The sequence below is a fragment of the Bacillus sp. EB106-04-02-XG92 genome (assembly GCF_058791995.1).
This window is the reverse complement of sequence record NZ_JBYTEA010000005.1, coordinates 70,267-94,089: the sequence shown is the minus strand read 5'-3', so window position 1 is coordinate 94,089 and position 23,823 is coordinate 70,267. Positions and strand designations below refer to the sequence as shown.

Genomic DNA, 23,823 nt, shown 5'->3' with positions numbered 1-23,823 from the left:
CTTTGAGGAGGAAATAATATGGATAAGAAAAAATATATCGAAGAAGCAAATAAGATGTTATTAAAAGCGTATATTCCGTATTCAAAATTTCCTGTTGGTGCAGCGTTAGTTACGAAAGAAGGTAAAATCTATACTGGTTGTAATATAGAAAATGCTTCTTATGGTTTATGTAACTGCGCAGAAAGAACGGCGATCTTTAAAGCAGTATCAGAAGGTGAGCGCGATTTTAGTTATTTAGTTATTACAGGCGAAACGGACGGACCGATTTCACCATGTGGTGCTTGTAGACAAGTAATTGCTGAATTCTGTGAACCGAAAATGCCAGTTTTACTAACGAATGTAAAAGGCGATGAAAAAGAAGTGACGGTTGAGCAATTACTTCCAGGTGCTTTCTCAATAGAAGATTTAAAATAAGTTGAAAAGCCATTCCACAAATATGAATTGTGGAATGGTTTTTTTATTTTCGAAAGTTGAATGTAATATTTTGTTCATATTCCGTTCATAAACTTTCCGTAAAATGATTGCAGCGAATATGGAAAGTTTACAACAGGAGGAATAAAATGAAGAAATTATATAACGCAGCATTCAGCTACTTAATTATCGGTTTATTATCAGGAGTATTTGCCAGAGAGTATTCGAAAGCACAAGGAATTAAAGGGTCCACAATGTTGCAATTGGTGCATACACATGTGTTAATACTTGGTTTCGTCTTCTTTTTAATCGCTTTGGGTCTATTTAAAGTATTTCATGTACAAGAAACAAAGAGCTTTCGTGCATGGTTTGTAGTTTATAATGTAGGATTAATTTTTACTATTGCTACAATGCTATGGAGAGGACTTCTACAAGTAAATGGAACTGACTTTAACGGTTTAAGCCACATGGCTGGATTAGGTCACGTTATTATAAGTATCGGGCTCGTTTGGTTTATGATTTTACTCAAAAAGTCTGTTAAATAGATAGGAGTGGAGAGGATGATAGCACTTTTATCAAGTATTGTAGCAGTTTGTATGGCTGTTGGGGTAATGTTTCTTCGCTTTAAAGCAGCGAAGAAACCGGTAACGAAAAAGAAAATTATATTACCGCCAATTTTTATGAGTACTGGCGCAATGATGTACTTCTTACCAGAGTTTCGATTAACGTCGTTAGAAATGATAGAGGCGATTGGCATAGGACTTATTTTCTCTATATTTCTTATTAAAACAACGAAGTTTGAAATGAGAAATGAACATATATATATGAAACCGTCAAAAGCATTCATATTTATTTTAGTCGGATTATTAGCTGTACGAGTGGCGTTAAAATCATATTTAAGCCAATCAATTGATTTGGCAGAGTTAAGCGGAATGTTTTTCTTACTCGCATTTGCGATGATTGTGTCGTGGAGAGTTGCGATGTATCGCTCGTTTACTAAATTAGAAAAGACAATAAACAGAGCTGGAATTTCTATATAGGAAATCCAGCTCTGTTTATGTTTTATTGAAATTCTTTAGCTCGGAACTCATTTGCTTAATTTTAAACGTATTTGAGCATCTTGTAATGCGGCTGGTGTAACGTTATGACCATTTTGATCCACAATTTTTGTGTTTAATAAAATGGAATCTAAGCTTCCACGAAATGTTTTTGTATAGTTTTGACGCAACATTTGTTGTTCTTGTTTTTCATCAACTGTTAATCCAGATGTTTTCTCTTTTTTTGATAATTCGTTAATACGGAATAAAATGTTTTTCATTTGTTTCACCTCTAGTTTTAATTAATTACATTAGTTACTTACTAATGTATAGTTATTGTAACGTATCTTTTTATAAGTGTCAATGCTTATAAACATGTCTTGTTTTGTAAGTGTATGTGGGGATAAAAAATGAAAAAAACTACAAATACTTGAAATAGAAAAGATGCTAATATACAATACCTTAGTAGGGTATATAAAAGTGTTATTTTTTATTATGAAAGTAACAAGCAAAAAGGAGTATGTATGAATGAATGCAGCAATTTCAAAGAGAGAAACAATCATCTCATATACGATTGCTATTTTATTTATTTTAGCAATGGTAACAGCAGGTGTTTTATTAAATGACCCGGAAGTCATTTTGCCGGAAATAGCAGCAATGGCAATTGCTTTATGGGTGTATCGTGAGCCAGGTTGGTTAAGACAACCAGAAAAAATCTTTATTGCACCGTCAATAACAGCTGTAATTGGTTTTATGGTGAATCAAATGGAAATAGCCTATTTAGGGAAAGTAAGCATAACACTTGTACTGATGATGCTATTTTTACGTGTAATTCAATCTAATTTAGCACCATCTATTGCGACTGGCTTATTACCATTAGTAACAAATGCGACGGAATGGTCATTTGTTATCGCAGTCTTCGTTTTGACATTTATTTTAATGATTGGTGTTCTTATTTTTAAATTGAATAATGGTATTGAGAGAAAAGTTAAAATCCAATATAAATATATGGTTGTATTTTTATTTTTAAATTTTGTATGGATCAGTTTATGTTGGATAACTGGTTATGAACAATTAGCGGTTATTCCGCCAATTCTAGTCGTTGTGTATGAATCACTTCAAAAACCGATGTACAATGAGAAAATGGCGTTTAAGCAGATCGTGGTATTAACTATATCGGCAACTGTTGGAACGTTATTGTACTTTGCGATTGATTCATGGATTGTAGTTACTTTATTCAATATGATAGTAATGCTTATTTTATTAAAAATTGTTGGAGTACGTATTCCAGCAGCGTATGCATTTCCATTATTACCGCTCGTATTTCCTGATGAAATGATAAAAATGTTACCAGTAGGTTCATTCATTGCAGGGGTATTTTTATTTGGTGCAGTACTATTGTATAAGAAGTGGGAGATGAAGCAAAAGGGCATGCAGAAGAGTGAAATATAATTTGTAAAAAAGGTAAGTTCAAATCACTTGAACTTACCTTTTATATTTATACCCAATATAAGGATATATCATAAATTCCAACTAAAATGAGTAGTATCCCTGCTATAAGTTGAATGTGTTTTCCTATTTTTCGGCTCTTTTTAAGTAGTGCTCCATTTAATCCAAGATAGGAGATGATGAACATTAATATAACGATAGGGAGAGCAGTTCCTATCGAAAAGAATGTCGGAAACAAGTAACCATAATTATATGAGAAAGATAAAGGGATTAACGTTCCGAAAAATAGAACGAACATAGTCGGACAGAAAGCTAAGGAAAAGAAGAATCCAAGTAAAAATGAGCCAATCTCATTTTGTTTTCGTATAAATTTGATTGAGAAGAAACTTCTCCCTTTTATAATACCTGCCAACATTAGCCCCATTAAAATTAATAAAGGTCCAATTATTTTTCGTAACCATGGGAAATACAAAGTTAATATTTGCTGAATCTCTTTTCCTAAAAACCATACTAATAGTCCAAGTGTCGTAAAAGCTATTATTTTTCCTAAAATGAATAACAATATATGTTTCCATGCATGTCCCTTTTGTAAAGATTGATTCCCGTAAAGTGTAATAGCGCTAATGTTTCCTGTTAATTGGCAAGGAGCAAGGGTACCTACAATGCCTAATAAAAATGCAAATAAAAGAGGAATTGATTTCGTAGCATTCGCGACATCCATTAAAGGAGACATGAGTTGATAACTCCACTCGCTAATTGTTGAAAACACGTTATATTCACCTTTCTAATTAAATTGAAATGCTCCTTCTTTCGTAATCTGCTTCCAATTTTCCCCCTCATCTGTAGAAAGGAACACATTTGCTTTCATTGTAGCAAATACTATTTCAGCTGAATTTTGAGGGTTTTGTGAAATGTACATAATTGCATCTTTAGAATCTAAAGGTGGAATTTGTATGTTTGTCTCTTCATTTGTAGCAATTGATTTCTTCGTTATCATTTGCTTATTGATAGGGGCGTAAAAAACATCTTCATTACTTAATGTAACTGCTGTCGATTCAAGTGATGTAGAGAATGGTTCAAATGTATTTCCGTAATCTGTAGATAAGTAAACACCGTTTTTAGCACTTACCGCGACTACACTAAATTGATCAGGGTGTACGGAAAAGGAATGAATTGTACTTGAAAGACCTTTTAACTTACTATTTTTCCAATCTTGTCCGTTGTTCGTACTGAAATAAAAACCTTGTTGCAATTTAGAATTAGGACGCTCATTGTATAAATAAATTGCTTCTGTATTATATCCGACAGCAAGGTTATGAAAATCAGATTCTCCGTAAAAAGCTAGCTTTTCAAGGGTATTACCACCATCAGAACTTTTCATTAATCCTAAAGGATTTTTTAAATTTGCACCTGGTTCAGGATGGCCGCTGGCAAAGAACCCGTTCTTCGTTGCCTGAAACCCCATATAATCATGTAATCCAGTCTTAGTTTCAAGCCATTTTCCATTTTGATAAACTTTTATTCCGCTATGAGTGGCGATAGAAACCCCAGACATATTTCCTGCATAGCCAATTCCGTGAATGTGCTCGATTTTTCCAGATGTAATTTCTTTATAGAAGTCTTGCGGACTCGTATTTGCTGTTTCTATATTTTTTGACTCAGATTGCACCGTTTCTTTCTTCACGGGTGCTGTTTCGGTGTTGCTAGAACATCCAGTAATTATGAATAAGGAAGTAATTGCTAACCCTGTTGCTACATAATGTTTCAAAGTTGTGGCTCCTTTCCTATATATGAGATTTTAAGTATATGGAATAAATGTCAAGAAATTGTGGAGTGGTATGCATAATGTAGATTAGAGGGGCACTAGTAAGGGTGATTTTCCTTTTTCTATGAGTACTATTAATTGACGAAAAATTGTAACAATAATAAAATGAATTGATTAGATCATTAGTTTTTTAATCATACATAGAACGCTAGGGGGATTATTATGAAATCAACATTTTTTGCTCAAAATAGAGAACGATTAGTAAACACATTACCAGATGAATCTATTACTATTTTATTTGCTGGACAAGCACCTCATATGTCAGCGGATGCACATTATAAATTTGTGCCGAATCGAAACTTTTACTATGTTACAGGGATCGATGAACCAAATGTTATTTTCATGTTGAAGAAGGTTGGAGGTAGTGTAGAAGAAACACTTTTCATTGAAAAGTCAGATCCAGTAATGGAAAAATGGGTCGGTAAAACAGTTTCTAACGAGGAAGCAGAGAAAACTTCAGGTATAAAGAAAGTTGTATATTTAGATAGCTTTGAAAAGACGATGTCAAATATACTTTTCACTGAAAATGTGAAGCATCTTTATTTAGATTTAGAGCGTCGTGAGTGGAATGGTACGGAGACAAAAACGCTAGCATTTGCTAAACATGTAAGAGAACAGTATCCACACGTTTTAATTGGTAATGTATATCCGAATATTTGTGAATTACGGGTGTTTAAAACAGAAGAAGAAATTGAAATCATTAAAGAAGCGATTGCTGTAACAAAAGAGGGTATTTACAACGTACTTAAGCATGCAAAAGCTGACATGATGGAGTATGAATTAGAAGCTCAGTTTGATTTCACACTGAAGTCATCTGGCATTAAACATCATGCGTTCAATACAATTTTGGCAAGTGGGAAAAATGCTACAGTTCTTCATTATGAAGATAATGATGCACAAATTCAAAATGGTGATTTAGTACTGCTAGATTTAGGCGCTCAAAAAGATTACTATAATGCCGATATTAGTTATACATTCCCGGCAAATGGAACATTCTCTAGTCGCCAAAAACAAATGTATAATATTGTATTAAAAGCATTGAAAGAAACAACAGAGCTCATTAAGCCAGGAGTAAAGTTTGCTGCATTAAATGAGCATACAAAAAAGGTACTAGCAGAAGAGTGTAAAGCAATTGGTTTAATTCAAGAAGACGAAGAGTTATCAAAATACTATTATCACGGTGTCAGCCATTTCCTTGGTTTAGACACGCATGATGTAGGAACATATAAAGATAGAGTGCTAGAAGAAGGGATGGTTATAACAATTGAACCTGGTCTTTATATTGAAGAAGAATCAATTGGAATTCGTATTGAAGATGATATTCTTGTAACGAAAGACGGACATGAAAACTTGTCAAAAGATATCATTAGAGAAGTTGAAGAGATTGAAGCGTTTATGAGAGAAAATAATGTGAATGTAAAAGAAGATGAAGTAGTTACGAAATAATCAAAAGTAGAGGCGCTCAATTTTGGGCGTCTTTTTATTTGGTTCATTGCATATCTCCATATTTTCTTGAAAGTCATTTTTTATAATGATTATGAAAAAGAAAAAGGAGGGGCTTTCCATGAAGCGATTTGTATTAACAGCAGTTACAGTCTCTGTCATATCTTTAATTTCTGCATGTTCTGCGACCACAAATACAACAAACGATCCTAAAAATATGAATGATAAAAAAATAACCCAGACTGAAACAGCTACAAAACCATTGAAAGTTGAAAAAGGACCAGAAGTTACTTTAATAGCGAAAGAAGAAAAGCAAAAATTAAGTAATGGTGTTATTGTTCCGGTCTGGACATTTAATGGTTCATCTCCTGGTCCGGAAATTCGGGTGAAAAAAGGCGAAAAGGTGAAAGTGACATTAAAAAATGAACTATCTGCACCAGTGTCTATTCATTGGCATGGGTATCCTGTCCCAAATAATATGGATGGAATTCCAGGTGTGACGCAAGATGCAGTTGAACCTGGAAAAAGTTTCACCTACGAGTTTGAAGCGAACGTCCCAGGAACGTATTGGTATCACTCACATCAAGATTCTGTAAATCAATTAGACAGAGGTTTGTATGGAGCGCTTATTGTAGAAGCTACAAATGAAAAGTATGATAAAGATTACACATTAATGTTAGATGAATGGGTAACAGATAAAGAAGAAATTAATAATCAGTTAAAAGAAATGACAAAAGGGCAAATAGGTAATAAATCTAAGGATAATGAAAATACGAAAAAGAATGATAATAAGAACGCTATGGATCATTCTAGTATGGACATGGGCAGTGGTAAAAAAGACTCTGGCAATATGGCAGGAATGGACCATGGAAATATGAAGATGGAAGGTCATGATATGAGTATGTATGATTTATTCACAATTAATGGTAAAAGCGGGGATTTAGTAGAACCGTTAAAAGTGAATAAGGGGGATAAAGTTCGTCTGCGACTCGTTAATGCTGGTTATTTATCACATAATATACATGTTCACGGTCATGATATAAAAGTAATTGCGACAGATGGTCAACCAATAAACGATCCAAAAGTTATAAGGGATCAAGTCATTTCAATCGCACCTGGTGAACGTTATGATATTGAATTTACTGCTAATAATCCTGGGAAATGGTATGTTGAAGACCATTCAGCAAATAAAGGTGCAAAAGAAATGAAAGCTGTAATTGAATATGATGGCAGCAAAGAGATGAAAGATAAAGCAGATGAAAAAGAAAAATTATCGAAATTAGATATGACGACATATGGTGCTAAAAAACTAGGTGGTTTCACGTTAAATCAGCAGTATACGACCACATATAATATGGACTTAAATACGCAAATGAATGGAAATGAAATGGTATATACAATTAACGGAAAGGTATTTCCAGATATTGATCCAATTCCAGTGAAAAAGGGTGATTTAGTTAAAGTGAAATTGGTAAATCGTTCTAAAATGGACGATCATCCGATGCATTTACACGGTCACTTCTTCCAGGTGTTGAGTAAAGATGGAAAACCGATAGAAGGTTCGCCAATTGTGAAAGATACATTGAACTTAAAACCAGGAGAAGAATATGAAGTAGCCTTTGTAGCAGACAATCCGGGTGATTGGATGTTCCACTGTCATGATTTACACCATGCTTCAGCGGGGATGGTAACAGAGGTGAAATATACAGACTATAAATCTGACTATATTCCAAATCCAAACATTCCTAATAAGCCAGAATAAGATGAAGCAGTTATCCTATGGATAGCTGCTTATTCAATTTCGGTGCAAGTATCAATGTATATGTTGATCATGCCCGATTGAAGGTGGAGGAGTATGATCTGGGAATGTCACGAATACGGCAACGATAATTACTACACTAATTGAAAGTAATAATAAAAAACGCCTTTGGATAAAAGCAGAAAAAGTTTCTGATAAAAGTTGAATTATACATGACATAGTTATTGTTATCGTAAGTAAAAGGCTAATAAACAGTATACTATGAGCTTGTTGAGCGTTTAACATTTCTGTAATCATTGCTCCCATCATACTGGCCATTAATCCAGAGAACATTCCTTCTAAAGCAGTAAATAGGTGAAACCGTAGACCGACTAAAAAACCGATACAACCACTAATCAAAATAGCAAGCAAAGTAGAATATAGTAATTCACCTTTAAAAAGAATACCTAAATAAAACCCGATACTTAAACCGATACTCATACTAAAAGACATAATAAATACCATATACTCCATTAGGGTACCCTTACGTTTAGACATATATGATGTAATAAGAATCGAGATACAACAAAGTGTTAAGGCGGTTAATGTGTAAGTGAACATTATGATACCTCCTTGTCTTATCATTCATTTCATCATATGTTCATATGGAGAGTACTTATGCTTATTTATATCTGCATATTATCTGCACAATTTCCATAAAGGTAAGCAAGAAGGCTTGTGATTTTTTGGGGGACGGCTTTTTAATTATGAGCATGTGAATGTAAGAGTTAAATGAAGAGTTTCTATTGTGAAGCCATAAAGAATAAGCGTATAATATTATAGTTATCCCATTATGGGGAGTAACCCGCGAATGATAAATAAGATTGTTGTTTTATCATCGCCTCTAAACAGATAGACAATGAAAGTAACACTGGAATACAGATAGGGAGTTATACAATGAAATTAATTATTGCCGAGAAACCAGATCAAGGTTTGGCTCTTGTTTCACAATTTAAATATCGCCGGAAAGATGGATATTTAGAAGTAGAAGCGAATGAGTTATTTCCAAATGGAGCGTACTGTACATGGGCAATTGGTCATTTGACGCAGTTATGTAATCCAGAACATTATCACGCAGAGTGGAAAAAATGGTCACTTGATACGTTACCTATGATTCCAGAGCGTTTTCAATTTGAAGTAACAAAATCAAAGTATAAGCAATTTAACGTTGTGAAACAGCTGTTACATAATCCACAGGTAACAGAAATTATTCACGCGGGCGATGCTGGGCGTGAAGGGGAATTGATTGTACGGAATATAATTAACCTTTGTAACGTACAGAAGCCGATGAAACGTCTTTGGATTTCATCTTTAACGAAGCAAGCTATTTATCAAGGTTTTAAAAATTTACTAGATGAATCAGATACAATCAATACGTATTACGAAGCATATACAAGATCTTGCGCCGATTGGGTCGTTGGTATGAATGCATCGCGTGTCTTTAGTATTTTGCTAAAGAAAAAAGGAATGAACGATGTATTTTCAGCCGGTCGTGTACAAACACCGACACTCGCATTGATCGTAAAGCGAGAGAAAGAAATTGAAAACTTTAAGTCAGAACCTTTTTGGGAAGTGTTCGCAACCTTTAATATAGAAGGAAAGAAATATGACGGGAAATGGGAAAAGGATAATGAATCCCGTTTAAAAGACCCTGATATGGCGAATAAAATTGCGGCATTTTGTCAAGGGAAACCGGCTGTAGTAAAAGAGATGAAAACGGAGCGTAAAGAGTTTCAGCCGCCGCTTTTATTTAACTTATCATCACTACAAGCAACGGCAAATAAAGCACTCAAATTTTCACCGAAAAAGACGCTGGATATAACGCAAGCATTGTACCAAAAAGGGATTGTTTCTTATCCTCGTTCAGATTCCAACTATGTGACACAAGGTGAAGCAGCGACATTCCCTGATATTTTACAGAAGTTAAGTCAATTTGATGAATATAAAGGTTTATTACCAGCTCCGGTTGAATCGATTATGAACAATAAGCGTTATGTGAATGAAAAGAAAGTAACAGATCACTACGCCATTATTCCGACAGAGCAAGTTACAAATCCAAGCAGATTATCAGGTGATGAAAAGAAAATTTACGATATGGTCGTAAGAAGACTCATTGCAGCTCACTATGAAGTTGCAATCTTTGACTATACAACGATTGTAACGCTTGTAGATGAACGTGCTGAATTCATTTCAAAAGGAAAACAGCAAATTCAAGAAGGATGGCGTAAAGTTATTTTCCAAGACGATAAAGATGACGAAACCATTCTTCCAATTGTAGCTGAAGGTGAAGTAGGAAAAGTTGTAAAGGTGAAAGTGAAAGAAGGAAAAACACAACCACCGAAGCGTTATACAGAAGGACAGCTTATTACGTTAATGAAAACAGCTGGTAAGTATTTAGAGAATGAAGAGCTGGAGAAAGTATTAAAGAAAACAGAAGGTTTAGGTACTGAGGCAACGCGCGCTGGAATTATTACGATGCTAAAAGACCGTAAATATATAGATGTGAAGAAGAACCAAGTGTATGCAACCGATAAAGGGAAAGTATTAATTACCGCAATCGGAGACAAAATATTAGCTTCACCAGAAATGACAGCGAAATGGGAGCAGCGTCTTGCGGAAATCGGCGAAGGCACAGCATCACCAGCTACATTTATGGAACAAACGAAAAAGTTATCAGCTAAAATTATTGAAGATGCAGTGGAAATGTCAGAGAAATGGGATTTCACTGGATTACATGTTGAATCGATTGAGCGAAAAGGATCGAAATTTACAACTGGTAAAAAGGTTGGTAGTTGTAAAAAATGCGATGGCGATGTGATTGATAAGTCAACGTTTTACGGTTGTTCTAACTACAATACAACGCAATGTGATTTTACTATCTCGAAGAAGATTTTAAGTAAAACAATTTCGCAAAAGAATATGACAAAGCTCTTAAAAGGTGAAAAGACCGATTTAATTAAAGGCTTTAAAAAAGGCGAGAAAACATTTGATGCGAAGTTAGAGTGGAAAGATAATAAGATTAATTTTGTGTTTGAGAATTAAGTTGTTTCAGCAAATAAAAAATATGATAATTAAACTGTATCCTATAGAATAGACACTTAAAAAAAGTCTATTCTATAGGATATTTTTTTGAATAAGTAGTACTATATATTTTTATTTAAAATAAAATATACAATAAAAAAATCTTTATAATTGATAATTATTTATTGTAAAACAATAAAATGTGTATTAAAATCAATATCATAATAAATCAGTGAGGTGCTTTTTATAGAAAGATAACACCGCTGTTTTTTATTAGAGGAGGTAAAACTATGAACAATCACAATTTGATTATTGAAAATATGGATAACCCTCATGAGTTGGAGAGAATGTATAGAAAAGACCCGAAAGCTTTTAAAAAGTCATTCTCACAAGCATGGGATGAAAAACCTGATTCTCAGGTTCTAGCTGCTTGGTATGAAAGATTGCATTTCAAGGAGGCGGCAAAGAAAGAAAAAGTATCGTTGTTTCAAAAAGGTTTCTTATTCATGGGCATGTTAGCAATTCTAGCTGGCCTAAGCACAAGAATAATTTTCCACTTTGTCGAACAGGAAGCAATTGCTCCAATTAACTTGGCTTTTGGTGTAATTCCCTTTATCGCTGCTTATTTTATTTACAATAATACTCCGAAAAAAAGTATTATTTATTTCCTTGCAGCGTTGTTCCTAATTGCTGGGTTGTATCTTAATATGTTGCCATTAAATTATAAAGACAGCAGTATCCTTGCATATTTACATCTTCCTATATTGTTATGGGTCTTATTGGGACTTGCGTTTACGGGAAATGAATATTCAAAAGGTAGTACAAGATTAGCGTATATTAAATTTAATTTAGAATATGGTCTTCTCTACGCGAGCATGGCAGTGAGCGGAATGGTACTAGCAGTATTCACCATGCGATTATTTAGCTTTGTTGACTTAGATATAGGAGAGTTCTATTTTAGTAATGTTGTTTTATTTGGAGCTGCCTCTCTCGCTGTAGTGGCTGCATACTTAGTATCATTGAATCTTAAACTTGCTAAAAATATTACACCATACATATCTAAAATTTTTAGTCCGCTTGTCCTGATCACATTGTTTATCTACCTTATAACGGTAATTTGGGTCGCGAAAAATCCATTCTTGGACCGTAATTTCCTAATGGCCTTCAACGGAATACTCCTTGGTGTATTGGCTGTTACTATATTTTCTATCGTTGAGAGTGATTCAGACGAGAAAAAGAGCATTTCAGATTATATAAATTTTTCCTTAATTGTTCTCGCACTTATTATTGACACTGTCGCATTGTCAGCCATCGTATTCAGACTTTCTTCTTACGGGATTACACCTAATAGACTTGCTGTTTTAGGTGTAAACATACTGATCTGGGCAAATCTCATTTGGATTATGTTTTCCTATATGCGTTTCCTACAAAACAAATCAGGACCGACAGCTATCCAAGATGCCGTTACGAAGTATTTGCCAATATACGGACTTTGGGCAGCATTTGTAATATTTACTTTTCCTATAATGTTTAATTAGAAAGACTTTGTTAATGTAACGACAAGTTAATTTTCTATAGCGCATAAAATCCTTAGAGCCGATAATTATCGTTACTTCTATAATTTCTCGAAAATAAAAAACGTCCCAAATTAGGACGTTTTTTATTATGTATACTGCTGTTTTCTCTTAATAAACAACAACACCTGTGAAACACAAGCAAGTACTGGTAGTTCAATCAACGGTCCAATAACGAGTGCAAGTGCAATAAGAGGTTCGTCAGGAAAAGCTGTTACAGCAATAGCGAGTGCAACAGGCGAGTTTCTTGCTAAAGTTGTTAAGTTTAGACTTACTGTATCTTTATAAGATAAACTCATCATGCGTCCGATAAATTGTCCGAGTGCAAAATTTATGATGAAGAACAATATAACAGGAATGAGTAATAGGAAAACGACATTCATATTTTGTAGTAAATATTTACCTTGTGATGCAAACATCGCTACGATTGCTAAGCTTAAAAATACAATTTGCGCAGAGCTGAAAAAAGGAATGAGTTTATTTTCGAGTGTTTCAGCTTTTTTCATTTTATGCATAATGAATTTTGTAGCGTGTGCAAGTACAAATGGTAAAACGATTACGATAACAATACTTTCAACTAAAACAGAAAGCGCTACAGTCTTCATGACACCAGCAAATAAAAATAAATAAATGGGAAGGAGTAGTACTTGCAATATTAAATTTACAGGCAAAATTGCAGTAGAAAGTGCTACATTTCCTTTTGCTATTTCAGTAAAGATTAAGTACCAATCTGTGCAAGGGGTAACCATTAACATAATAAATCCAACCCAAAGTGCTGGATGATCAGAAAGAAATAGTGCTCCTAACCCCCAAGCGAGTAAAGGTGTCCATACAAAATTAATAGTAAGGCTCGTTCCTGCAAATTTTAAATTGCGGAACCCATTTTTTATTTCTTTCAATGGGATGCTGAGGAATAATCCATACAGCATGAAAAATAAGAAGGGGACAATAAATTGCTCTGCATACATATGTATCAAATGAAATTGTCCGAGTACGATGCCGCATGTAACAGCAAAAAGAATAATAAAAGTTTGAATCTTTTCTAAAGTGCTCATGAGTAAATCCTTTCTAAATATGAATTGCCTCTCTACATCCATTATACAAACAATAAAGTTACAATGGGTATTTTAATTGTATTGGGCTTTTTTTGTTTTTGATTCGAGATATTATTTTTTATTTAAAGTTACTTGACTAAAGTAAGTTACTGTATTACAATCACTTACATAAGGTAATTAAATAACAAAAAGTTTTTTGTGTTTGTACTTAAGGTATCTATTGGAACTTTTTACTAGAATAAGAATTTTTATGATGATGAATAATGAATATGATAAGAAAGTCTAGGTGAAGAAAATGGGGTTATTTAGCTCATTATTTGGTAAAAAAGAAGAAAATACAAAATTAGAGGGGAATAAAACAATGTCAAAAGTATTATTTGTAAAAGCAAACGATCGTCCAGCGGAGCAAGCAGTTAGTTCAAGAATGTATGAAACATTTGTAAGTGCTTATAAAGAAGCGAACCCAAATACAGAAATTACGGAGTTAGATTTATTCGCATTAGATCTTCCGTATTACGGAAATATCGCTATTTCAGGTGGATATAAACGTAGCCAAGGAATGGAGTTAACAGGAGAAGAAGAGAAGGCTGTAGCAACGGTAGATCAATATTTAAACCAGTTTTTAGAAGCTGATAAAGTTGTATTTGCGTTCCCACTATGGAACTTCACAGTACCAGCTCCATTAATCACATATATTTCATACTTATCTCAAGCTGGAAAAACATTTAAATATACAGCAAATGGTCCAGAAGGTTTAGCTGGCGATAAGAAAGTTGTTGTATTAGGTGCGCGTGGTTCAGATTACTCCTCAGAACAAATGGCTCCTATGGAAATGGCCGTTAATTATGTAACGAATGTACTTGGGTTCTGGGGAATTACAAATCCAGAGACTGTTGTAATTGAGGGGCACAATCAATATCCAGATCGTTCACAACAAATTGTTGAAGAAGGTTTAGAGAACGTTAAAAAAGTAGCGGCGAAATTTTAATTGATAATAAATGTAAAAAACCAACATGGATGACTATGTTGGTTTTTTAGTCTATTTCCATGTTAAAAAATGTATATTTATAAAATAAATGAAAAGTTTGAAAATAGTATTGCAAAATATTATATAGCAAACTATAATGAGTTCAAGAATAGTTAATAGTTGAATTAAAAATTCAGAAAATTCAATTAGTTAAAAATGGAAAATGAGATAAGGAAATTTGAATGGGGGTTATATTATGGCGAATAAAGTACCGTTTTCGTTCATAGTAGTTATTGGATTAATGTTATTTGCACTATTTTTTGGAGCAGGAAATTTAATATTCCCGGCAATGCTCGGTCAATCGGCAGGAGAGAATGTATGGATTGCTAATGCTGGATTTTTAGTAACGGGTGTCGGATTACCATTACTAGGTGTACTAGCATTTGGTTTTTCGGGTAAAGATGATTTACAGTCATTAGCAAGTCGTGCTCACCCAGTGTTCGGGATTGTGTTTACAACAGTTTTATACTTAGCGATTGGCCCGTTATTTGCAATACCAAGAACAGGAAATGTTTCTTATGAAATTGGTCTTAAACCGTTTATGCCAGAAGGATTAGGTTCTACACCTTTAATTCTTTTCACAATTGTATTCTTTAGCATCACTTGTTTTTTTTCGCTAAATCCTGCGAAAATTGTCGATATTGTTGGGAAAATCTTAACGCCAATTAAGTTAACTTTCATTGGTATTTTAGTAATCGTTGCTTTTATAAATCCGATTGGAGATATGCAAGCACCAGTGGAAGCTTATACATCACATGCATTCTTTAAAGGGTTCCAAGAAGGATACTTAACAATGGACACGCTTGCATCATTCGTATTTGGAATCATTATCATTAATGCAATTAAAGAAAAAGGTGCGAAAACGAAAACACAGATTATGATTGTTTGTGCAAAAGCGACAATCATTGCAGCATCTATTTTAGCAATTATCTATACAGCTCTTTCTTATATGGGTGCTTCAAGTGTTGCAAAGCTTGGACATTTAGAGAATGGTGGAGAAGTATTAGCGAAAGTTTCTAACTACTATTTTGGATCATATGGTGGAGTATTATTAGGATTAATGATTACAGTAGCATGTTTAACAACTAGTGTGGGACTTGTATCAGCATGTTCTTCATTCTTCCATAAGTTATTCCCAAATGTCCCTTACAAAGCGATTGCCATCACACTATGTGTATTTAGTGCAATTGTTGCAAACGTAGGATTAACACAATTAATCGCAGTTTCTGTTCCAGTATTAACAGCAATTTATCCACTAGCAATCGTATTGATTTTCTTAACATTCTTCCATTCATTATTCAAAGGAAGAGCTGAAGTTTATCAAGTGAGCTTAATCGTAACATTTATCATCAGCTTATTCGATGGATTAAGTGCAGCTGGAGTTAACATTGAAGTAGTAAGCCGAGTGTTCACTAAATTCCTTCCGATGCAAGAAGTAGGATTAGGATGGATCTTCCCGGCGATTATCGGTGGATTTATTGGATATGGCATTAGCGTTTTAAAAGCAAAAAATCAAGTTCAACCAGCTAGTGCGAATAAGAAAATAGGTTAAATAAAAAAGTTATAGAACTTGTTTCTATAACTTTTTTTGTTACTATTAATAATGAAAGAAAATAAAGTAGTAGGGGAAATAAAATGAAAAAAACAATTGATCATATCGGCATCGCAGTTCGAGATATAGATAGTACGATACGTTTTTATGAAAAGGTGTTGTTAGGAACTTTAATAGATCGTTACGTAAGTGAAGCTCCTGGTGTTGAAAGTGAAGTAGCCATTCTTGAAGTGGATGGAGATAGAATTGAATTACTGGCGCCTACGAATAATACGACATCTCCAATAGCACGCTTTATTAAACAAAAAGGTAAAGGTGTTCATCACGTTGCATATCGTGTCGATGATTTAGATGTAGCCCTAGAAGAGTTAAAAGAACAAGGTATTCGAACGTTAGAGCATACACTTCGAATTAATAAGCACGGTAGAAGATTAATTTATCTTAATCCAGCGGATACAGAGGGAACAATCATTGAGTATTGTGATTATCCGGAAGAGAAATAAAGAAATTTTATGATGTAAGAAGGGTATTGCGTAATAACGTAATACCTTTTTTATTTATGTATTTCACACTTTCTTCACAAATGATTCACGATAACTTTTCTTCTTCAGAAACTTACATAAATATATTTTATGATATAATAACAATCGGCTTTAAAAATGTAAGTTGTATCTGTGAAAGTAGTTACTATTGTATTGGAAGTTTAGAGGTGAGGGAGAAATAAAGAGTTATATTGTATAGAAATTTATATTTAATCAGGTTAATATTTAGCCTGGAATTTGAACTTGGGAAAGTTAAAGGAATGAATATAGTGATTTAGAAGAAAGAAGTGAAATGAGAGTGAAAGTAATGAGAAGGTTAGGGGCATGGCTATTAATTGCATGTGTGCTTATTATATTGATACCAAAAAGTGCATCTGCTCATGCGTACATTGTGAAATCAAACCCTGCTGAAAATGAAACACTGAAGAAAGCACCATCTGTTGTGAAAATTGAATTCGATGAGGATATACAAGTTTCACATTTTAATACATTGTTTGTAAGAGATACATCAGGTACAAGAGTAGATTTAAAAGATGCTCATATCGATAAGAAAAAGAAAAAGTTATTAGAAGCAGGATTAAAAGAAAATTTGAAAGACGGACTCTACTCTATTCAGTGGAAAGTGATTTCTGCTGATGGGCATCCTATTCAAGGGGTTATTCCGTTCCGAATTGGGGAAGCAGAAGCGGGAGCAGACGATATACAAGTAGAAGAGATGGGGTATGTCCCGCAAATAGACATGATTATGGAACGTGGAGTTCTATATACAAGTTTCTCACTATTTATAGGAGTACTGTTCTTTAATCTTATTATGTATAAAGGGAATGCAATCTCGGTTCAATCAAGAAGTAAAAAAATAATATGGATCTCATTAATTGGTATATTCATTAGTTTACTATTCAATCTACCATTGCAAGCGAAAATAAATGCAGATGTTTCATGGCTAGAAGCATTCGATCCGTTACTATTAAAAGAAACGTTACAGCTTTCTGTTTTTGGATATGTATGGATTACTCAAATGGTTCTTATTAGTTTGCTTATAATTGTTACGTATTTTGCGATGAAGTGTGAGAAGTTGTCGTCGTTTAAAGTATGGAGCATTCCGATAGTATTATTTATTGGGATACTTGTTATGAAAGCATTTAATAGTCATGCATATGGTTTAAAGTTTAAAGACATTGCTGTCGTTATGGATTTTCTGCATTTATTCGCAGCTTCATTATGGATTGGTGGTATATCATCCATTATTCTTCTTTTACGTAAAGAGGATGACAAGTGGAGTAAGTATTGGGATATGATTAAGCGTTTTTCACCGTGGGCAACAGGTGCTGTTATTGTGATTTTAATAACTGGTCTTTTTAACAGTACATTCTTTATTCCAACAATCCACTCGTTATTTGATACGAAGTATGGATTAGCTTTATTAGCAAAGATACTTTTATTCATTTTCATGGGGATATTGGGAATTGTTCATTATGTAAAAGGGAAAATGAGAGCGCAGCAAGGATTAGGTGCTACAGTGAAAATAGAGTTTATCATTGGAATCATCATTTTCATAATCGTAGCTTTTATGACAAACGTACAAACACCGCCGATGCCTCCAACTGGACCTTTTACAGAGAGTAAACAATTAGATAATGGATATGAACTTACTTTACATGTAAGTCCTAATAAAGTAGGACAAAATACATTCCATATTACTTTAAAGGATGAGAACGGACAACCTGTTACCGATATGGAGCAAATTATTTTAACTACCCAATCATTAGATATGAATATGGGAAAAGGTTCATTTAAAGTTTCCGCTGTTTCACCAGGAGAATATGAAGCGGAAGGTATGTATATTAACATGATAGGAAACTGGAATATACAAGTGCACGGATTAACCAAATCTCTTGATAGCTTTGATACGGATTATAAATTTATAGTAGGCGGCAGATAAAGAGAAGGTATAAATAAAAAGGAGCTAATAGAAAATGAAACGTATAAAAAAAATTGGCACAACAATAATCGCAATAATTATTGCAATGGGAATTTTTTCGTTACCTGTTAGTGCGCACGTTACTGTAAAGCCAGCAACTTCTGACGTTGGTTCTTGGGAGACTTACACGATAAAAGTACCAGTTGAAAAGAATATAGCAACGACAAAGGTTACACTGAAAATACCGTCTGGAGTGGAGTTCCAACAGTATGAACCAGTGCCAGGATGGAAAGTGGAAGAGCAAAAAGATAACACTGGAAAAGTGAAAACTGTATTATGGGAAGCAACGGGAGAAGGGATTTTACCTGGTCAGTTCCAGCGATTTACTTTCGTCGCTAAAAACCCGGATAAAGAACAAAAAATAGCTTGGGATGCATATCAACAATATAAAGACGGAGAAATTGTTGAATGGACAGGCGATGAAAAAGCTGAAAAACCACATTCACTTACTACAATTGCAAAAGGTACGTCAGTAACAGGAGAACATGGTGAAGTGTCTAATGTAGAAAAGAATGAAGGTACTAGTAATATGCAATTGATTGCAATTGCCCTATCTATTTTGGCGATTGTATCGTCGGTAGGGGCGTGTGTTTTTGTAGTGCGCCGTAAAAAGTAAAATATGGGAAAGAGCCTACAAACAGTAGGCTCTTTCCCATATTTATTTCACTTCAACCTGTTGCCTTACAGCAAGTGTTTTCGGCTTTATATTTACGAAACAAATACTCACCACAATAAATAATAGTCCGATGAATAAGCTAATCGTAATGGCTTCATGTAAGAAAATTGAGCTTACAATAATAGCGATTAGTGGAATAAGAAATGTATAAGCCCCAACTTTACTTGCTTCACCAGCTCCAACAAGAGTAAAGTATGCAAGCCATCCCATTGCAATAACAAAGAATGAAATAAAGAGTAGTACGCTAACAAATGGTATACTCCAAGCGATACTAGACCAGCTTTCAAACTCTGATCCAAATCCAATTAAGCAGAATCCGCCAATAATAAGCTGCAGTGTTACCATCCAAATAGCATTAACACGGTGCCCAGTTTTCTTAATAAATACTGTGCCAAGTGCCCAGCCAATCGCGCATCCTAATGCGAGAAGGATTCCGATAATAGAAATATGTCCCGTTAAACTACTAGAGCTAATAACACCTACGCCAATAAATCCGAGAACAAGCCCGAAAATTTTTAACCCGTACATAGATTCTTCAAGCCAAATCCATGAGAAAATGCCGAGTAAAACAGGTTGTAGAAATACGATGGCGGAAAATAACCCAGCAGGCATATATTGAAGACCTACAGTTTGTAATCCGTAAAATATAATGATGTTAAGTAAAGAAGAAATAACGTATAAATGCCAAGTTTCTTTTAAGTGTAACTCTTTGTATTTCGGTAATGCGAACAGGAGTAAAATGAATCCTCCAATTAAAGTTCGAACACCTGCAAATAAAACGGGTGGTGTATAATGCAGGGCAAACTTAGATAAAGGCCAATTGATTCCCCACATGAAAACGAGAAAGGTAAGGATGATGGCCGTCTTAGTTCGAGAAAGCTGTGTCACGGTAAGACCTCCTTGTTGTTATTCATTTCACTATGATATGATATCGACTGTAATAAATAAAATGAATCTTTTTTATAAGGAGTATAAGTGATTAGTTATGACCATTACACAACTGCAAGTATTAATAAAAACTGTTGAGTTAAGTAGTTTTACGAAGGCGGCTCGGGTGTTAAATATGACGCAGCCAGCAGTCAGTCATGCCATTTCAAGTATTGAGTCTGAGTTAGGAGTTACTATTCTTATACGTGATAAACGAAAAGGGCTAATCGTTACGGATGTAGGAAACAGAATTCTTGTACATATTAGAGAGATTTTGAACGGTGTAGAGAAGATTGAACAAGAAGTTGCGATGGAGAAAGGGCACGAAGTGGGGACGATTCGAATTGGGAGTTTTCCGAGTGCTTCTGCACATTTCTTACCGAAAATGATAAACCATTTTAAGGAGAAGTATCCGAACTTAGAGGTCGTTCTTTGTGAAGGAACGATTCAAGAAGTTGAAGATTGGTTAGTATCGAGGGTTGTTGATATAGGAATTGTTATTTTGCCTAATAAAGAGATGGAGATTGTTCCGTTAACGAAAGGGAAAATGGTTGCTATCTTAAGAGATGATCATCCTCTTTGTAAGAAGGACGCTATTACAATTAGTGATTTAGAGAATGAACCGATCATACTATGTAAGGGCGGATATGAGCCACCCATTATTGATATGTTTAAACAAGCCAACGTACCACTTCGGGCTGAGTATGTAATATCAACCGTTACTACAGCTTTAAACATGATTCAAGAAGGGCTAGGTATTGCAATATTAGCTGAATTATCTTTAACGAATTTACCACAGAATGTGCAAACGAGAGAATTGGAACCACAAGTATGGAGAGAAATTGCTTTAGCTGTTCCTTCATTAAAGGATTCTTCAATCGCTGTGCAGCTATTTATAGAGGAATTTCAATCGCTATTTGCAGAGTAAAAAGAGGTGTCTCATGTATATTAATGGGACACTTTTTAATTTGCTTATAAAAAATCTATGAAAAGGATTGACTTATCCATTTGTTGTAACTATAATGATTACATCGAGGTGATGATCACGATGAAAATTAGTAGCCGCTTTTCTATAGCTGTTCATATTTTATCTATTTTGAAAAACAATCCATCTTCACTTTGTACTTCAGACTATATGGCTGAAAGTGTAAACACAAATCCAGTAGTCATTCGCAAAATCATGTCGCACTTGAAACAAGCGGGTTTTGTATATGTAAATCGCGGTCCAGGTGGTGCGGGGTTATTAAAGAATTTACATGAAATCACATTGTTAGATGTGTATCATGCAGTGAATGTAGTGGAAGAAGACAAGCTATTTCATATTCACGAGCAACCGAATCCAGATTGTCCAATTGGAGCAAATATTCAAGCTGTATTAGAAGTTATATTAATACAAGCACAATCTGCGATGGAAGAAGTTTTGAGAAATATTACGATGGGGCAGTTGTTTGAAACTTTGCAAGAAAAAATGAATGCTTAAATCATATTTATATTTTTTTATTATTAATGTAACTTAAATGATTACAACGATAAAGGTAAGGTGTAAAAGTTATGACTGTAAAAATGAAAGTATACTCAGATTTTATATGTCCATTTTGTTTTTTAGCAAAAGGTCCATTAGATGAAGTAGCGAAAGAGAATGATGTGGAGATTGAATGGATGCCATTTGAATTACGTCCAAGCCCATATTCAAAAATAGATCCATGGAATGAGCCGGAAAAATTAGGCTCATGGGATGCTTTCATTCTTCCAACTGCGAAGAAGTTAGGAATTGATATGCGTTTGCCGCGTGTTTCTCCACATCCATATACACATTTAGCTTTCGAAGGATGTCAATTTGCGAAAGAACGTGGACTTGGAAATGAGTATCATCACCGCGTATTCACAGCATTTTTCCAAGAAGAGCAAAACATTGAAGATATTGATGTTTTAACAAAATTAGCGGTAGAAGTAGGCCTTCCTGAAGCTGAATTTAAAGAAGCTTTAGTAACTCGTAAATATAAAGAAAAGCATCAAGAAGCAATTCAGCACGCATATGATGAAGCGAATATTATGGCTGTTCCAACTGTCATGATTGGAGATGAAGTCATTCAAGGACTTGCTAGTAAAGAAACGCTACAAAGAGTAATTGATAAAGAAATTGAAAAGGATAAAACAAATTCATTTGAAGGCATGCAATGTAATACAGATGGATATTGCTAATTCACTTGTTATGAAATAACAAAATAAATTATAAAACAAATATTTGGAGGAATTAACATGTCAGCAACTACAACAAACTTAAAAGAAGCAATCGTGAACCGTCGTTCCATTCGTAAAGTAACAAAAAACGATGCAATTACGAAAGAAAGAATTGAAGAAGTTTTAAAAACAGCTTTACACGCACCAACATCTTTCAATATGCAAAGTGGCCGAATGGTTGTATTAATGGATGGAGAGCATGAAAAGTTTTGGAATATTGTTAAAGAAACATTAAGAGCCCGCGTACCAGCAGAAAACTTTGAAGCGACTGTAGAAAGATTAAAAGGTTTCCATGCAGGTGTTGGGACTGTGTTATTCTTTGAAGATCAAGCAACAGTAGAAAAAATGCAAGAAAATGCACCATTATATAAAGATCAGTTCCCATTCTGGTCTCATCAAGGAAATGCAATGTTACAACATACAGTATGGATGTTATTATCAGCTGAAGGAATTGGCGCATCTCTGCAACACTACAATCCAATCGTAGATGCTGAAGTGAAAGAAACTTGGAACATTCCAGCAGAGTGGAACTTAGTAGGACAAATGCCATTTGGTGAGCCAAATGAACAACCAGGAGAAAGAACATTTTTACCTACTGAAGATGTAGTGAAATTTTATTAAGAAATTTAATATATAAAGAGTGAAATAAAAGGAGAGTACAGCCATATATGTACTCTCCTTTCGTATGTAATAAACGCTTACTGCAAGAGCGATTACATTCATATAAATATAATTCTTCCCTTACAATTAAAAATCTATTATGTTTATTATTTTGAAATGACAGTAAACATCCCCGTCATGTTTGGTGAGTAATCCTTAAAATCAAATTTCTCATAGAACGATTCTTTACCTTCTGATGCAAACAAACCGACAAACGCCTTATCAGGGGCATTCTCATGTAAGTATGAAACTAAATGATGCATGATTTCTTTTCCAATACCATGTTTCTGGTAGTTTGGATGAACTACTATATCTTGAATATAGAAATAGATAGATCCATCACCAACAATTCTCCCCATGCCGATTATTTGTTCATTATCTTTCACTGTGATGCAGTGAATAGAATTCTTCAGTGAAAGATTTGCTACCTCAAAATTCATATAATCAGTCCATCCAACAGAATCACACAAATATTTGTACTCTTCTAATGTTGGACTGTTATGTTTAAAATCATATGTTTTCAAAATATACCCTCCAAGCCTTTATATTCAACAAGTATATACATTCGACATTTTTTTATCGTTTCCTCTTACGTAATTGCCCT

24 protein-coding genes are annotated in these 23,823 nt (G+C 34.2%); 17 read left to right on the top strand and 7 right to left on the bottom strand.

The features are described from left to right. The first annotated feature begins 18 nt into the window (after window positions 1-18). The 3 genes from AC3WVA_RS14330 to AC3WVA_RS14320 all read left to right on the top strand — a co-directional run bounded on the left by AC3WVA_RS14330 (window position 19) and on the right by AC3WVA_RS14320 (window position 1,451). Window positions 19-414: a cytidine deaminase gene (locus tag AC3WVA_RS14330; RefSeq protein WP_098345600.1), complete on the top strand. Its 396-nt coding sequence runs from the start codon at window positions 19-21 to the stop codon at window positions 412-414. Window positions 415-560: 146 nt separating this feature from the next. Beyond that, complete coding sequence (locus AC3WVA_RS14325) at window positions 561-956, top strand: DUF2871 domain-containing protein (RefSeq protein WP_098345601.1); 396 nt, start codon at window positions 561-563, stop codon at window positions 954-956. 15 nt (window positions 957-971) lie between these two features. After that, window positions 972-1,451 carry a CcdC family protein gene (locus tag AC3WVA_RS14320; RefSeq protein ID WP_071757867.1) on the top strand — a complete coding sequence of 160 codons (480 nt, stop codon included), beginning with the start codon at window positions 972-974 and terminating at the stop codon, window positions 1,449-1,451. A 47-nt stretch (window positions 1,452-1,498) separates the two neighbouring features. Here AC3WVA_RS14320 and AC3WVA_RS14315 read toward each other — a convergent pair whose 3' ends face one another. Beyond that, complete coding sequence (locus AC3WVA_RS14315; RefSeq protein WP_071757868.1) at window positions 1,499-1,729, bottom strand: DUF896 domain-containing protein; 231 nt, start codon at window positions 1,727-1,729, stop codon at window positions 1,499-1,501. 247 nt (window positions 1,730-1,976) lie between these two features. Between AC3WVA_RS14315 and AC3WVA_RS14310 the strand changes: the two genes are divergently transcribed. Next, on the top strand, window positions 1,977-2,900 hold the full coding sequence (locus tag AC3WVA_RS14310; protein ID WP_098345602.1) for a hypothetical protein: 924 nt from the start codon (window positions 1,977-1,979) through the stop codon (window positions 2,898-2,900). Between the two features lie 46 nt (window positions 2,901-2,946). On the opposite strand, the gene AC3WVA_RS14305 is transcribed toward AC3WVA_RS14310, so the two are convergent. Together AC3WVA_RS14305 and AC3WVA_RS14300 are read right to left on the bottom strand one after the other, a co-directional pair. Beyond that, window positions 2,947-3,666, bottom strand: coding sequence for an urease accessory protein UreH domain-containing protein (locus tag AC3WVA_RS14305; RefSeq protein WP_255294395.1), 720 nt, complete (start codon window positions 3,664-3,666; stop codon window positions 2,947-2,949). Between the two features lie 15 nt (window positions 3,667-3,681). Then, window positions 3,682-4,665 carry a F510_1955 family glycosylhydrolase gene (locus AC3WVA_RS14300; protein ID WP_098345604.1) on the bottom strand — a complete coding sequence of 328 codons (984 nt, stop codon included), beginning with the start codon at window positions 4,663-4,665 and terminating at the stop codon, window positions 3,682-3,684. Between the two features lie 219 nt (window positions 4,666-4,884). Between AC3WVA_RS14300 and AC3WVA_RS14295 the strand changes: the two genes are divergently transcribed. Both AC3WVA_RS14295 and AC3WVA_RS14290 read left to right on the top strand, forming a co-directional pair. Beyond that, complete coding sequence (locus tag AC3WVA_RS14295) at window positions 4,885-6,168, top strand: aminopeptidase P family protein (protein ID WP_098345605.1); 1,284 nt, start codon at window positions 4,885-4,887, stop codon at window positions 6,166-6,168. A 118-nt stretch (window positions 6,169-6,286) separates the two neighbouring features. After that, window positions 6,287-7,927, top strand: a complete 1,641-nt coding sequence (locus AC3WVA_RS14290) for a multicopper oxidase family protein (RefSeq protein WP_098520195.1) — start codon at window positions 6,287-6,289, stop codon at window positions 7,925-7,927. Between the two features lie 51 nt (window positions 7,928-7,978). On the opposite strand, the gene AC3WVA_RS14285 is transcribed toward AC3WVA_RS14290, so the two are convergent. Then, window positions 7,979-8,524, bottom strand: a complete 546-nt coding sequence (locus AC3WVA_RS14285) for a hypothetical protein (RefSeq protein ID WP_098520194.1) — start codon at window positions 8,522-8,524, stop codon at window positions 7,979-7,981. Between the two features lie 336 nt (window positions 8,525-8,860). Between AC3WVA_RS14285 and topB the strand changes: the two genes are divergently transcribed. Then, window positions 8,861-11,005, top strand: coding sequence for a DNA topoisomerase III (gene topB / locus AC3WVA_RS14280; protein ID WP_098520193.1), 2,145 nt, complete (start codon window positions 8,861-8,863; stop codon window positions 11,003-11,005). Window positions 11,006-11,274: 269 nt separating this feature from the next. Next, the gene (locus AC3WVA_RS14275; protein ID WP_492322009.1) at window positions 11,275-12,522 is read left to right on the top strand and encodes a DUF4153 domain-containing protein; all 1,248 of its coding nucleotides are present in this window, start codon (window positions 11,275-11,277) and stop codon (window positions 12,520-12,522) included. 125 nt (window positions 12,523-12,647) lie between these two features. On the opposite strand, the gene AC3WVA_RS14270 is transcribed toward AC3WVA_RS14275, so the two are convergent. Further along, on the bottom strand, window positions 12,648-13,613 hold the full coding sequence (locus tag AC3WVA_RS14270) for an arsenic resistance protein (protein ID WP_098520192.1): 966 nt from the start codon (window positions 13,611-13,613) through the stop codon (window positions 12,648-12,650). A gap of 295 nt (window positions 13,614-13,908) precedes the next feature. Between AC3WVA_RS14270 and AC3WVA_RS14265 the strand changes: the two genes are divergently transcribed. The 5 genes from AC3WVA_RS14265 to AC3WVA_RS14245 all read left to right on the top strand — a co-directional run bounded on the left by AC3WVA_RS14265 (window position 13,909) and on the right by AC3WVA_RS14245 (window position 19,331). After that, a complete protein-coding gene (locus tag AC3WVA_RS14265; RefSeq protein ID WP_048527321.1) occupies window positions 13,909-14,601 on the top strand; it encodes an FMN-dependent NADH-azoreductase in 693 nt (230 codons plus the stop codon). 235 nt (window positions 14,602-14,836) lie between these two features. Continuing rightward, complete coding sequence (brnQ, locus tag AC3WVA_RS14260; protein WP_048527322.1) at window positions 14,837-16,192, top strand: branched-chain amino acid transport system II carrier protein; 1,356 nt, start codon at window positions 14,837-14,839, stop codon at window positions 16,190-16,192. Between the two features lie 83 nt (window positions 16,193-16,275). Then, window positions 16,276-16,695, top strand: a complete 420-nt coding sequence (locus AC3WVA_RS14255; RefSeq protein ID WP_000750833.1) for a VOC family protein — start codon at window positions 16,276-16,278, stop codon at window positions 16,693-16,695. A gap of 331 nt (window positions 16,696-17,026) precedes the next feature. Then, entirely contained in the window at window positions 17,027-18,676 is a 1,650-nt protein-coding gene (locus AC3WVA_RS14250) for a copper resistance CopC/CopD family protein (protein ID WP_141539457.1), read from the top strand. Between the two features lie 34 nt (window positions 18,677-18,710). Then, window positions 18,711-19,331 carry a YcnI family copper-binding membrane protein gene (locus AC3WVA_RS14245; RefSeq protein WP_098345611.1) on the top strand — a complete coding sequence of 207 codons (621 nt, stop codon included), beginning with the start codon at window positions 18,711-18,713 and terminating at the stop codon, window positions 19,329-19,331. 42 nt (window positions 19,332-19,373) lie between these two features. Here AC3WVA_RS14245 and AC3WVA_RS14240 read toward each other — a convergent pair whose 3' ends face one another. Beyond that, the gene (locus AC3WVA_RS14240; protein WP_048527326.1) at window positions 19,374-20,279 is read right to left on the bottom strand and encodes a DMT family transporter; all 906 of its coding nucleotides are present in this window, start codon (window positions 20,277-20,279) and stop codon (window positions 19,374-19,376) included. Window positions 20,280-20,376: 97 nt separating this feature from the next. Here AC3WVA_RS14240 and AC3WVA_RS14235 point away from each other — a divergent pair, with 97 nt between their 5' ends. The 4 genes from AC3WVA_RS14235 to AC3WVA_RS14220 all read left to right on the top strand — a co-directional run bounded on the left by AC3WVA_RS14235 (window position 20,377) and on the right by AC3WVA_RS14220 (window position 23,180). Then, on the top strand, window positions 20,377-21,246 hold the full coding sequence (locus AC3WVA_RS14235) for a LysR family transcriptional regulator (protein ID WP_098345613.1): 870 nt from the start codon (window positions 20,377-20,379) through the stop codon (window positions 21,244-21,246). Between the two features lie 120 nt (window positions 21,247-21,366). Next, the gene (locus AC3WVA_RS14230) at window positions 21,367-21,798 is read left to right on the top strand and encodes an Rrf2 family transcriptional regulator (RefSeq protein WP_098345614.1); all 432 of its coding nucleotides are present in this window, start codon (window positions 21,367-21,369) and stop codon (window positions 21,796-21,798) included. Window positions 21,799-21,869: 71 nt separating this feature from the next. Continuing rightward, complete coding sequence (locus AC3WVA_RS14225; RefSeq protein WP_098345615.1) at window positions 21,870-22,520, top strand: DsbA family oxidoreductase; 651 nt, start codon at window positions 21,870-21,872, stop codon at window positions 22,518-22,520. A gap of 57 nt (window positions 22,521-22,577) precedes the next feature. Next, window positions 22,578-23,180 (top strand): nitroreductase family protein, encoded by a 603-nt coding sequence (locus tag AC3WVA_RS14220; RefSeq protein ID WP_492322008.1) that lies wholly within the window; start codon window positions 22,578-22,580, stop codon window positions 23,178-23,180. A 146-nt stretch (window positions 23,181-23,326) separates the two neighbouring features. Here AC3WVA_RS14220 and AC3WVA_RS14215 read toward each other — a convergent pair whose 3' ends face one another. Then, complete coding sequence (locus AC3WVA_RS14215) at window positions 23,327-23,743, bottom strand: GNAT family N-acetyltransferase (protein WP_098345616.1); 417 nt, start codon at window positions 23,741-23,743, stop codon at window positions 23,327-23,329. Window positions 23,744-23,823 lie beyond the last annotated feature (80 nt).